This window comes from Luteitalea sp. TBR-22 (assembly GCF_016865485.1).
Taxonomy (GTDB): Bacteria; Acidobacteriota; Vicinamibacteria; order Vicinamibacterales; family Vicinamibacteraceae; genus Luteitalea.
Genome location: NZ_AP024452.1, coordinates 758504 through 771074, shown reverse-complemented (window position 1 = coordinate 771074; position 12571 = coordinate 758504). Strand labels below are relative to the sequence as shown.

The window sequence follows — 12571 nt, the reverse complement described above, 5'->3', positions numbered from 1 at the left end:
TTCAGTGGACACACGCGCAGGTGCCCTTCGTGCGATCCGTAAGCGGCGATGTTACGACGGACGTATCCTACGCCTAGGACAGCGGAAGGATGGGTAGGATTGCTCCATGCCGGCTTTGGTCGCGCGACGCTCATGCGACTTCCGAAGAGGGGCTATCACGACGGGCCACGCGATGTCGATTGAACCGGCGTGGCCATGTTGCAGTCCATCACGCGGAACTCCGGGCAGTGAGTAATTCTTACTACATAAGTCACGACAGCTATCGCGGCTCCAAGTGGTTGTTCGGTTCACGCTCGAATCTCGTTGTAAGGTACGGGCCTTGCGGCACTCATCTCCAAGCCGCGTCCTTCAGCGAAGTACCGCTCCGGTCGCTACGCGGCTCTCTGCGCATCGCACCACAAGGTGCCGGTACCCGCCCAGGGAGACGTTGTGGGACTCTTCAGAATCATCTGCAGTACCGCACTCGACGGATTCCGCCGCCGCGGCCGGTCTCGTAGCAGCGCCTTTCGCTTCATGGACTCGGTCGCTCAGCGCGCGGCGGACGAGCGCGGTCGCGTTGAGTCGATCAGCATCGCCACTGTAGCGCCAATCGCGGGGACTCAGGGCTGCCCTTACTGTGGTTCGCCGGCCGCTCGGACCGGGGCGCAATTCTGTAGTGCCTGCGGGAGTGCCCTCTCGCAGAGCTCACCGGACGCACCGTCGACGGTGTCCGTAGCCGGCCCGCACGACGCGGCCCAGGGTCCGAGCGCCGGCACCGGCGTCCTGCTGATCCTGGTGTTCCTCGCTCTCGCCGGGTGGTGGGCGTATGACTACTACGCTGCACACATCGCCACCATTGAGCCGTCGTCGATCTCGGCCTCGCTCGAAACGACGAGCGCTGAGAGTCACGTCGCCCCAACGGCATCAGCACCCGCGGACGCTGCGCCCGTTGATCAGAAGCCTGCGGAGCCGACAACCTTCTCCACCGGCAACATGGAAGAAGCCCTTCGTGTCCTGGGTAGCGATCCGACTCCAGAGTCCCTACAGGCCGTCACCGGAGCCCTCGGCCAGCTGACCCTGCCACTGCAGGGCGACTCGGGCGCCGCGCGGGCCTTGAACACGCGCGCATTGGCATTGTCGAATGCGGAGATGTATGCGTCGGCGGTCCCGTTGCTTGCCGAGGCCGCAGCCGTTGACCCACGCGATGCGGAAATTCGCGAGAACTACGCGTATGTCTTGTGGCGGTCCGGGGACCCTGTCCGCGCTCGTGGGTTCGCGATGGACTCGGTCATGCTGGCACCATCTCGCGCGTCCGCTTGGGCCAACCTCGGGCACGTTCTGGCGCTCGACGGAGAGGGCGACGCGGCTTTGGGCTGCTACAAGGCGGCCTTCATCTTGTCGGCCAATCCGGACAATACAATCGAGTTCTTTCGCAAGCGCCTCGAAGTAGAAACAGCCCCGCAACTGCTACAGGCCATCACACGGTTCCTGGAGCGCCACGATGCCACGTTGGCCGCCACGCCGGTACCGGCGTCGGATCCGGCGGTGCCCTGAGGCAGGCAGCCGTGCGATTCACTCCCTTCATGATCGGCGTCGCGTATGTCCTGGCGCTGGGGTGGCCTGCTCAGGGACAGCAGGCTCGCAGCGCACCGGCGCACGTGGCTCTGTTCGGTCGGGATCCCGTTCTGACTCGGAACTGGAGCCAGGGCATAGGCAGCTCACTTACGGCGAGACCCGCATCGGAACTGCCGTCACAGACCTCGCGAGCGGGTACGGGGCGACCCGCTGACGCCGCGCCCTTCCCATTGCGCGAATGGGTCACATTCGGAGCTGTGGTCGCCGCGTTGGCATGGGCGGTCTCCCGCTGGAGAGCCGTCAAGTGCCCTCGGTGCGGGTCTCGACGCTTCAGAGCGATCAGACAGATCAAGGCTGATTCGTGGATCGGAACACGAATGGTAGACGACGAGGCGCGCGACTCCGACGGCCGATTGCTGGTCCGCGCGACGCGTTTCGTACCTGCCACGAAGGAACGGTGGGAAGCCACCTACTCGTGCTTGGCCTGCGGAACAGTCTGGAACGAGGTTCGCGAGTTCACCCGGCATTGAGCCGGCCCTGGGAGATGCCAATGCCACGCCCGCTCCTCACCCCCACGCAAGCGTCGACAACGATTGACTCCAGAGCGGCCGTGTCCGCTCCGTCGCGCATCATGCTCACCGGGGCTCGACTGCAGCAGCGACTGCGTCAGCAGCGAACGGGACCATACCTCGAGGCCCTGAGAAAGCTCGATGCTGGCACCCATGTCTCGGACCGGGCCGCACTCACCCAGTTGATCGCTGAGATATCCGCCGAGTTCCCGGAACTGACGATCGAACAGCGCCCGGTAGGCATCCTTGGGCGGTGCTACCTCGGCGATCCGTACGACGTCCACACGCTCGACGTCTCGTTGGCGATCATCGAGCACTTCGAACGCGCCAAGGCCTTGCCAGCGCTCTTCGAACGTGCCCGGGCTCTGGCACGGCATCCAAGCTATGCCTTCATCGAGGTCTACGCTGAACGCCTGTGCGCGGTAGCGGCCGACGGCACGGTTGCCGTGATCGAGTCCTGAAAGGATCCCTCAGATGCCAGATGTATCAGTCGACCTTGGGCCGGTTGTAAGGAGCATCAACAACCTGTCGGCCGAAGTACAGCGCGATCTGCACGTCATCAACAGCCGGCTGGAGATCGTCAACGACAAGGTCGAGGCGGTCGCCACCCTCCAGAGTGAGACGCAGGATCGCCTAGAGGCTCTGTACGAGGAGTTCTCGGAGTTCGTCGCTGCGGATCGCAAGCACAAGGAACGACAGTTCGCGCAGACCCGGCTGATTGAGGTCAACCAGGACATCGAGACGCGGTTCGGGCACTACGACGAGGTCCGCCGCACAACCACCGGAATCCTGCAGGCGTCCGACGTCGCCCTCGTTCGCCAGGAAACGATGCGCAGTGCCACGGAGGCGCTGATGCTCTCGGCGCCCGGCTATTGGCTGGCGCCTGCACTTGTCGCACTGACCGCCTGGTTTGCCGACAATCGGCCACTGGCCGAAAAGGCCGCCACGGAGGCGCTTCGACGTGATGACTGCAAGGCATCGCTGTTCTTTGCGCTGGTCTGTCGCCGCGCACGGCGGCTCGACGCGGGGAATCAGTGGCTCAAGCGGTACTTCCAGATTCAGAACCCTCAGGCGATGGATCGGGAAGTGGTGCTCATGCTCGACGCGATGGCCAATGGGGTCTTCGGTGGCGCCGCGCTCACCGAGTGCTCCCAGGTCATAGAGACGTGGCTCACTGAACTGGAGCTCCAGGCGGGCTTCCTTGACGAGCAGCGAGCGAGATGGATGGAGCGCCTGGACGTCATGACGCCGTCGGTGGCCCCAGGGGAGTACCCCAGCCTGCGACGGTTCAGTCCATCGTGGAATCACTTCGAGCGATCTCTGGCGCTGTCGCGCCGGCATGCCGTCGTACTGGCCTTCTTCACTGCCATCTTCGAAGGTGCGATCGTCGTCCCTCCCAGTCTGGAGGCGGCTGTTGACTCATTGCTCGAGAGCCTGGTCACCAACTATGACGACGAGGAGCTGCCTTTACGGCGTGAATTGCGATTGTTGCAGCTGATCGTGCAGGAGCGAGGGGATGTGAATGCCGCCAAGGCAATCATGGCTGCGGAGGCGGACAGTTTCGCCCCTCAAACCAACTTCGCGGCGATGTTAACCAACTCGGCCATGAACCCCGAGCAGTTCGGCGCGACGAAAGCCACGCAGCGATACGCACTGTCGCGATCGCGGAACTGGATTCTGACGGCCCACAAGGATCTTCTTGCGCGAGACCGCGCCCAGGTGCCGGCGGCGGCCGAGATCGTGTGTGCCTCCTGGTCAGGCATCTCCGCAGACGGGTCGAACGAACGAGGACTGCTCGACAGTCTCTCCACCTACTACGCGGAGAAGATCGAGGAAGCCGTCAGCGCCGTCGGCATGAGTCCGGTCACGTGGATTGTGCTGGCAATTGGCGTCGCGGTCGGCCTTCTGTTCGTGTCCAGCGGCAGCATCCCGCTTGGCCTCATCCTGATGCTCGGATCGATCGCGTACACGTGGACGCAGTACTCGGGCCTTTCTCGGAGGCGTGAGGACGCACGCAAGCACCTTGAGCGTGAGCACGAGCAGGCGACGCAGGTCCTGAAGGCATCGCTCGCCGAACTGGTTGACCTGAGGCGAGAGATGCAGCGGGAGGAGGCGAAGGCCGAAGAAGTCACGGCGTTCCTAGAGTCCCTGAGCTCGCCACAGTTCGTGCTGCAGCGTCCCGAGCACCCGCGCGCCACCGTCGCCTGAGAGGAGTCCGCCATGCCCAATAGGCCACTTATCGATTCCAGCGACACCCCCACGCCGGTGCCGCCTCCGGCATTGCCCGACACCACCGGACCAGCCATGGAGCCGGTGCCGAAGGACTCACCCCTCGCGAGCCAGTTGCCGGCATGGGATCTCGTCCCGAGTGATGTGTTGCTAATACGCCGGCGCGCCGCCCGCCCATGACGGCGCAAGCTCCTCATACCTACGCAGACTGGGCCGATAGGCTCGAGCGCTTCTCCGCGGGGGACGACTCCATGCTCGAGTGCATGCAGGCAGGAACGCTCGAGTGGAGCTCCGTCGTCGCGGAGCGCTGGACGCGCCTCGTCGACAACGCTTTAGCGACAAGGCTACAGGCATTGTCCCAGCGACTGCAGCGTGCCCTAGACCAAGCGAACGGCGATGCCTTCGGCGTTTCCCGGGCGCTACTGGATGCGAGGCGAACACTCTCGACGCTGCACGGCCTCACCACCCTCGCCTGTCTTGATGGCCAGGTGAAGACCCACCTGGCGAACCAGCTCAGTCGGTGGGCCACTCGAACGCACGAGAGCCTGCAGGGCGCCTCCAGCGACCCGCGCAACGCCGCGCTGCGAAAGATACTGAGGGACCAGCCGCTGACGGCTGCTGCCACCGCGGTCCCGTATCCTGGGCCATTCCCCGCTGCGACCGACACCCCTGCTGGGGTACGTCCTCGGCGGCAGATTCTCTGAGGCTCGACGTGCCAGACTTCGCCACTTGTAGACAGACACTGCTGCTTTACCTCAAGGCCAGGATCCCCTTCATCTCGCTGCGCACTGACGAACGGGACCGGGCGTTGCAGCTGCTGCGACAGTTGGCGACCGACCTCAACATCACCATCTACTTCCACACGCTGTCGCAGGGCACGCGCGACATCGGCACCAACAGGGTCACCAATGATGACCGCTCCGTCGCTGGCGCGCTCGACTATGCGAGCCAGATGATGGGGCAACGGCAGCACCTGACCTTCATCCTCACCGAAGTGCAGGACATCGATGGTGACACGGCTACCAGCCGCCAGCTGCTCGACGTGGCTTCGTCTGCGACCGAGCGCGGAGGGTCGGTGGTCGTGGTCACCACGTCGGCGGTCTGGCCGAGGCTCCAACGGCAAGGCATGACGCTGACGCTCGATCCACCAAGCGAGGACGAGATGCAGACGATCATCTCGGAGTGTCTCGAGCCGTATCGCGGCGGCATGCCAATCGAGTGGCAGGGTCCAGAGTTGGTGGAGGCCTCGACGATCCTTGCGGGCGTCACCCAGATCGAGGCCGAGAACGCCATTGCCACCTTGCTCGCCAAGGGCAGCATCCTGAGGAGCGACCTCGAGGCGCTCAAGCAGGTCAAGGACCGCATCTTCTCGGACATCTCTGGTCTCGAACGTGTGAGTGTCAGTCGTGGCGACGCCGGAGTTGGCGGCCTGAGTGGGCTCAGGGTGTGGCTCGAGAAGCAGCGTCCGCTCCTCACGATGGACCTCAGGGAGCGTGGTTTGCGGCCGCCCAGGGGCGTACTCCTCGTGGGTGTGCCTGGCTGCGGGAAATCGCTCTCCGCCAAGGCCATTGCCAGCGATTGGGGCCTGCCCCTTTATCGATTGGACCTGGCGAACATCCATGGAAAGTTCCTCGGGCAGTCGGAGGGCCAGTTGAAGGAGGCACTCGCGACTGCGGATCGCGTTGCACCCTGCGTCTTGTGGATCGACGAGATCGAGAAAGGGCTTGGGGGCAGCGGCGACTCCGACGGAGGCACCTCGAGTCGGGTGCTGGGTCACTTCCTCTATTGGCTCCAGGAAGGTCGCGCCAGAGTCTTTGTAGTGAGCACGGCGAACGACATCTCCCGGCTGCCACCCGAGCTGTTCAGACGCGGCCGCTTCGACGAGCTCTTCTTCGTCGATCTCCCCACCGATGAGGAGCGTGGCGAGATCATCGCGTTGTATGCGAAGCGCTATCGACTGCCCCTGCAGTCCGGCTTGCTGGACGACCTGGTCCAGCTATCGGACGGCTTCGCGGGGAGTGACCTGCAGGCCGCCGTCGCCGATGTGGCCAAGGAGGCGGTCATCAAGGGCGACGCCGCGGTGGACGAGGCACTGTGGCGGCGAGTCTTTGCCAATGTGGTGCCACTGTCGCGGACGAACCCTGAGGCCATCGACAGCATTCGGGCATGGGGACGGGAGCGGGCCGTCCCAGCGTCGGGGCAGGCACCTGCAGCTGCACCAGACCAACCGAAGGCACGACGCTCAGTGCTGGCGTAGCGTGTTGTGCCCATCTGAACGTGTGAGCCAACTAGCCGGGTCGGCATGACCACCACCGCGGTATCGCGCGCGGTTCCACGACTCCTCGTTTCACTACCGCATCCAGCCACCCATGACCACGCCCTACGCGAAGTACCCATTGCTCGTGCTGAGGCACATGCTGCATCCGTTTCCGGGCCTCCTCAGAGGAACTGCGCGGCTCGTTGGGTGGACCGGTCTGGCGGCCGTATCGCTCCTGGCTGCCATGCTCAGGGCGCCCACGGGTAACCGGAGGCGGAGGCGTTCCGGCCTCGGCATCATGGCTCGAGATCACAACGGACGCCCCATCAAGGGGCGCAAGTACTGAGCACTGCCACCGTTCTTTCGGCGCACGGCATCACGCATGAAGATCTACGACGACAACTCTGAGCCGCTCCACGAGCTTCTCAAGACCGCCTCCTCGCAGACAGGTGCAACACTGCTGGTCCCCGACCTCCAGCGGCCCTATGTGTGGAGCCCTGAGCAGGTCACTCTGCTGGTCGATTCCCTCCTGCGTGGGTGGCCGTTCGGGACGCTGCTCCTGTGGAAGGTGCACAAGGAGGAACTCGCCGGTATTCCGTCGAGGCCGTTCTGGTCTATTGCGGACAGGACCGGCGAGTTCGACGACGCCCGGGTAAAGCCAGGCAACCCGCCGGCAGAGTTCCGGATGGTGCTCGACGGCCAACAGCGCCTCCAGAGTCTGCTGCTCGCGTTCGCGGGTGACAACTGGGGATTCCGACTGACGGACTACGATTGGGCCCTGCTCCTCGACGAGGAGCGGCCACGTGGAAAACACGCCAGGAAGCATTGGTCCATGGGTGAACTGTGCCTGGACTTGCACCGGTTCCGCGAACAGGTGCAGACCGCTCGCGGCCTCACGGGCGTCGACTTCCGGGGCGCGCTCCGATGGGTGGTACTCAGTCCGAGCCACGGGCGGTCGTCGCTGCCACGGCCAGCGACGTACAAGTATCCGATTCCTAACGCACTCGTTGCGGAGAACCGAGGACGTTTCGTGCGCTTGAGTCGGCTGTGGGACATCGCTTCCACGCAAGCCGGGTTGTTCGAGCAGCATTTCCGCAACAAGCTTCAACCCCTGCTCGAGGGCTACGGGGTCGCGAAGGACATCCAGTCAGACGTCGTCGATCCGCTGGCGCAGTTGGTGGTCACGCTCGTCGGCATCAAGCAGTCCAAGGTGTCGTACCTCCAACTCCAGCCATTCGACCCGGATGTCCTGAGCCTCGACGTGTACAACGACGCCATTGTCAACATCTTCACTCGCCTGAACACCGCCGGTCGGGCGTTGACCCGTCAGGAGATCACCTTCGCCTGGATCAAGACAGGTTGGGACTCCTCTCTGACCGAGAACACGACGGCAGGCCGCTGTTTCGAGAATCTCCAGGAGGCGCTGCGTGAAGAAAAGCTGAACCTGGACATCGACTCGCTCGTTGGCGCCGTGTCGGCCATGTGGTCTGTGATCTACGGCAGAGGTGCGCTGCTCACCGCCAGCGACCTGCTGCGTGGCGACAAGGTGGGCCCGATGGCGAGAGACCTCGTCAATGAATGGGAAGTGCTCATGAGGAACTTTGTCGATGGTGCGGGTCTTGTGGAGAGCCGTGGCCTTCATTACGGACTGCACTACCGCTCTTTGAACGTCCTGACGCTGTTGCTCACGTGGCGCCTGCTGGGACGCAAGTGGCTGCTCATGCATCCGCAGTCCGTCACGACGGCCGACAGCTTCGAGAGGACTCTCGATGCCCGCTTCAATGAGTATGCGGATCGGTGGCTCCTGATGTCGCAGTGGTCGGGCCGATGGGGCAAGTCCACGGACAAGGTCTTCGGCGACTACGTGAAGGACCTAGCCGACTACTGCGAGCAATTGTCACCGGTAGCATCGCCCGAAGCGGCCATGAAGCTCCTGAAGACGTGCATAACTCGCTGGCTCGACGCTTTGCAGCCCGACGCGTCGAAGTACATCGACGATCTCGAAGTCCAGGATCGCAAGCGCGTACACGACTACTACGTGCCCCTGTGGCTGTGGCACCGCCTTGATGAGAGGAGATGGAAGGCCTCGAAGGGTCCTCTGCGTATCTCGAAGACTGGCGTGAGTTCTGACGTGGATCACCTTGTCGCAGTCAAGGTGTGGGAATCGCTGCCGTTTCCCGAGAGTGAGCCCTTGTCCCTCGCGGAGGCTCCCGAGCAACGGGAGACCTACAGCGTAATGATGAATGCGCTGGGAAACTGCTGCCTGCTGGAGAAGTCATTCAACATCGCCAAGGGAGCCTCTTCCTTGACGAGCTTCTTGGCGAAGGTTGACGAATTCGCCAGCGGAGCATTGGCTATCGACCAATGGACCACGGATCTTCTCGGGTCTCGAGCGGCGCTCGCAGATACATCGGACTCCAACCTGAAGGCGGTCGCCGAGGTCATCACGCTCCGCACCAGCGAGATGAAGGCGGAACTCAAGAAATACATCTCGGGTGAACTGCAGCGGGTGGACGTGGACTAGGTGGAGCGGGCCAACCGTCCGATCTGGTCGCGTCAGGCGCTCGTCACCGTCGCCCTCAATAGCGTGGTGTCAACAGCTCGTGGATTGGTCATCCGCGTCGACAGCTCCTTCACCGCGAGCGCCTCGGGGAGGCACTGATTGAACTTCAGCCCCTCGAGCGCCTTCTCGCTGACGGGGCTGCGCATCGACTCCACCGGCCGCTGGCGCAATGCCTCGAGGGCGTCCGCCGGCAACGGGCTGTCCAGCGTGATTCGGTAGTTGTCCGGCTGCCCCACGGCGGCACCGGCCTCGCGGAGCGCCTGCGCGAGTGGGGCGTTCGAGTTGAGGCCGGCGAAGGTCCACCAGGCCCACTGGCCGCGGGCATCCTGCACGACTGCGGTCTTCTCCGGGTCGAGCCAGGCGAAGGCCTCGCGGTGCGCCGCGAGTTGCTCCGAGGCACGCTTCGAGCAGAACGCGCTGACGTCCTCGCCAGCGAGCACACGCGCCACCGATTGGCACAACTCGTGGCGGAGTGGCGCCCCGGCGCCGAGCCAGCGGGAACGGCCGGGATCGTCCGTCGGCTTCACGAAGGCGGTTCTGGCATCCCAGTCGACGTGCACGACCACCCACGGGCGACCGGCGAGCAGGAGCACGGCGGGGCGGTCGTCGCGGCTGGCGAACGTGAGCTGGTGCACGCGTCCAAGTTCGAGCTGGCCGTGCTTGACCGTGAACAGCGGCTCGGTGGTGAACGCCGAGAGCAGGTCCATGAAGTGGCGGCGTCCGAATGCCGCTTCACCCTCGGCGCCGATCGACCACAGGCCCTCGTCATCGTGCAGGATGCCGGCGGTCAGCATGTGCTGCACGGTCTCCTGCACGTCGGCTCTATCCAGCGCGCGGAAGCCAGGCATGCCGCCCACCCAGCCCTGCCAGTCCGCTGCGCCGATACCGCCCTCCTGCAGCGCAAGCGCGAGGATCTGCTGCGCGAGCAGGTGCAGCGGCATGGCCGGCGGTGTCACGTGCTCCACGTGCCCGTCTCGCCACAACGCACACAGCGCCAGCGCCCGCACGAGCGCGTCGTCTTCGGTCGCGAGAAACAGGCAGTTGCGCGTCGTGCCCGCACGCCGGCCCGTGCGACCGAGGCGCTGGAGGAAGGACGCCACCTGCGTGGGGGCGTCTATCTGAATGACGCGGTCGAGGTCGCCGACGTCGATGCCGAGTTCGAGGGTGCCCGTGGCGACGATTACGCAGTTGCTGCCGGAGGCGAAGGCCGCCTCCGCCTGACGACGCTCGTCGGGACTCAGCGACGAGTGCGAGACGTACGTGTCCACGTCGCGCTTGCGGAGGTACGCGGCGAGTTCCTCGACGCGCGCCCGGCTGTCGCAGAACACCAGGCGCTTCTCGCCCTGATGCAATCGCGAGATCACGGTGGCGGCGTTCTCGAGCCCGCCCACGAAGTCCACGGTGACGTCGGTCGCCACGCTTCCCGACGCGCCCACTTGCACGATCCGCCGTTCCGCCGGGGATGAACCCGCCAGCCACGCCAGCACCTCGTCGGGATTGCCGACCGTGGCCGACAACCCCACGCGCTGGATCGGCTGCTCGGCCAGGCGTTGGATGCGCTCCAGCACCGACAGCAGGTGCCAGCCGCGGTCGTCGGCTGCGAACGCGTGCACTTCGTCGACGACCACCGCCCGCACGCGTCGGAACAATGCCTCGTGCTCCACGCGCCGGCTGACCAGCATCACCTCCAGCGACTCCGGCGTGGTCAGCAGGAGGTCCGGTGGGTCAGCAAGGATGCGTCGCCGTTCGCTCTCGCCGACGTCGCCGTGCCACATGGCGACGCGGCGCCCCACCAGTCGGCCGTAACCCTCGAGGCGAGGCTGAAGGTTGTTGAGGAGCGCGCGCAACGGGCAGAGATACAGGACCGAGAGACCGGACCATTGCTCCGCCAGCATGCGCGACAGCACTGGAAAGGTGGCCGCCTCGGTCTTGCCGCCTGCCGTCGGCGCCACGAGCATGGCGTGCGCGCCGTCGAGAATCGGACCGATCGCTTGCTCCTGCAGGGGCCGCAGCGACCGCCACCCCAGCGAGTTGACGATGTGGTGCTGGACGACGGGGTGAAGCCGGTCGAAGCTCACAGGTCGAGGGCGATGTCGTCGACGGAGGCAGCACCGGACGCCGCGCGCTCCACGGCAGTCATCTCCGTCTCGGCGACGGTGAGCGCGTAGTCGCGGCGCGGGTCGAAGTCGGGGAACTGGTCGACGCGATCAAGGACGTCGGCGACCAGCTTCTTCAGGAAGATGCGCGGGGCAATACCAACCTTGCCTCCGAGCCGACCTGCCACGCCCTGCGCCAGATCGCGTACGTACGCGTCATCAGCGACGCCCAGTAGTCGCTCGCGCGACGGCGCGTGCGAGGCATACACGTCTCGGATGCGCCGCCCCACTTCCTCCAGTCGTGACTGATCGAAGGCCGCCAGGCGAATCTGCACCGCGCGCGGGTTGTCGAAGCGAGCGTCGGTGGTGAAATCCACGTGCAGGCGTTGCGCCAGCGGAGGCAGGCGCTGCACACCCTGCGGGCCGTCGAAGAACGCCGGCGTCCCGGTGATCAGCAAGTAGAGCCCAGGGAAACGGCCGGAGTCGACCTCGTCGATCAGCTGCCGGAGCGCGTTGAGCGCGCGCTCACGGACGTCGCCGCGCATCCGCTGCAGCGTCTCCACCTCGTCGAGCACGACCACGAGACCGCTGAAGCCGGCATCGCGCAGCACCGCGAGCAGTCCCTGCAGGAACCCGAGCGCGCCAAAGTGATCGAGGTCGCCCTTGATGCCTGCCTCGCGCTTCGCGCTGGCTGCGACGTTCGGCTGCCCGCCCAGCCATGCCAGCAGCGATTCGGCGCGCGCCGCGTCGCCCCGTGCCGCCGCCTCGCGATAGCCGCGCAGGGCCGTGGCGAACATCGGCGCATGCCGCGTGATCTCGGCAAGCCGCTCCTCGAGGAGCTTCGACGTACGGGCCAGCAGCGCCGCCGTATCGTGCTCGCTGACGTCGCCGGCCGCGAGCGCGTCCTCCTCGAGCACGTAGAACCAGCGCTCGATCACCGAGCGGAAAGCCCCCTCAGGCACGTCGGTCGTGGCCAGGCGTTCGATCAGCCGCCGGTACACGGTCTCGAGCTTGTGCAGCGGCGTCTCGGTCTCCGAGATCTGCACTTCGGCCGTGGCGAACCCCTGCCGGCGGGCGCGCTCCTCGATCCAGCGCGCCACGAACGTCTTGCCGCTGCCGTACTGGCCACGCACCGCCTTGAACACGCCCGCGCCTGACCGCACGCGCTGCAGTTCCTCGTCGAGCGCGGCCTGCCAGCGGTCCACGCCAACGGCGAACGTGTCGAGCCCCGCGCGCGGCACGGTACCGCGGCGGAGCGCATCGATGATGTCGAGCCGTCGCTGCGGGCTGATCTCCAGGCTCA

The 12571-nt window shown here is 65.4% G+C and carries 7 protein-coding genes; 5 read left to right on the top strand and 2 right to left on the bottom strand.

Going from position 1 to position 12571, the window contains the following annotated elements; all coding sequences use genetic code 11:
* Positions 1 to 774: 774 nt before the first annotated feature.
* The 5 genes from TBR22_RS03105 to TBR22_RS03085 all read left to right on the top strand — a co-directional run bounded on the left by TBR22_RS03105 (position 775) and on the right by TBR22_RS03085 (position 9133).
* A complete protein-coding gene (locus tag TBR22_RS03105) occupies positions 775 to 1533 on the top strand; it encodes a hypothetical protein (protein WP_239491490.1) in 759 nt (252 codons plus the stop codon).
* Positions 1534 to 2104: 571 nt separating this feature from the next.
* The gene (locus tag TBR22_RS03100) at positions 2105 to 2584 is read left to right on the top strand and encodes a hypothetical protein (protein WP_239491489.1); all 480 of its coding nucleotides are present in this window, start codon (positions 2105 to 2107) and stop codon (positions 2582 to 2584) included.
* 13 nt (positions 2585 to 2597) lie between these two features.
* Entirely contained in the window at positions 2598 to 4331 is a 1734-nt protein-coding gene (locus TBR22_RS03095; RefSeq protein ID WP_239491488.1) for a hypothetical protein, read from the top strand.
* 733 nt (positions 4332 to 5064) lie between these two features.
* Positions 5065 to 6609 (top strand): AAA family ATPase, encoded by a 1545-nt coding sequence (locus tag TBR22_RS03090; RefSeq protein WP_239491487.1) that lies wholly within the window; start codon positions 5065 to 5067, stop codon positions 6607 to 6609.
* 382 nt (positions 6610 to 6991) lie between these two features.
* Positions 6992 to 9133 (top strand): DUF262 domain-containing protein, encoded by a 2142-nt coding sequence (locus TBR22_RS03085; protein WP_239491486.1) that lies wholly within the window; start codon positions 6992 to 6994, stop codon positions 9131 to 9133.
* A 32-nt stretch (positions 9134 to 9165) separates the two neighbouring features.
* Here the strand turns inward: TBR22_RS03085 and TBR22_RS03080 are convergent, their stop codons facing one another.
* Both TBR22_RS03080 and brxD read right to left on the bottom strand, forming a co-directional pair.
* The gene (locus tag TBR22_RS03080) at positions 9166 to 11250 is read right to left on the bottom strand and encodes a DEAD/DEAH box helicase (RefSeq protein WP_239491485.1); all 2085 of its coding nucleotides are present in this window, start codon (positions 11248 to 11250) and stop codon (positions 9166 to 9168) included.
* The gene (gene brxD, locus TBR22_RS03075) at positions 11247 to 12566 is read right to left on the bottom strand and encodes a BREX system ATP-binding protein BrxD (RefSeq protein WP_370651478.1); all 1320 of its coding nucleotides are present in this window, start codon (positions 12564 to 12566) and stop codon (positions 11247 to 11249) included. The genes TBR22_RS03080 and brxD overlap by 4 nt, the downstream gene beginning before the upstream one ends.
* Positions 12567 to 12571 lie beyond the last annotated feature (5 nt).

Coding starts and splice junctions, on each gene's coding strand:
- TBR22_RS03100 (WP_239491489.1), top strand. CDS start 2,105: ATGCCACGCCCGCTCCTCACCCCCACGCAAGCGTCGACAACGATTGAC.
- TBR22_RS03095 (WP_239491488.1), top strand. CDS start 2,598: ATGCCAGATGTATCAGTCGACCTTGGGCCGGTTGTAAGGAGCATCAAC.
- TBR22_RS03085 (WP_239491486.1), top strand. CDS start 6,992: ATGAAGATCTACGACGACAACTCTGAGCCGCTCCACGAGCTTCTCAAG.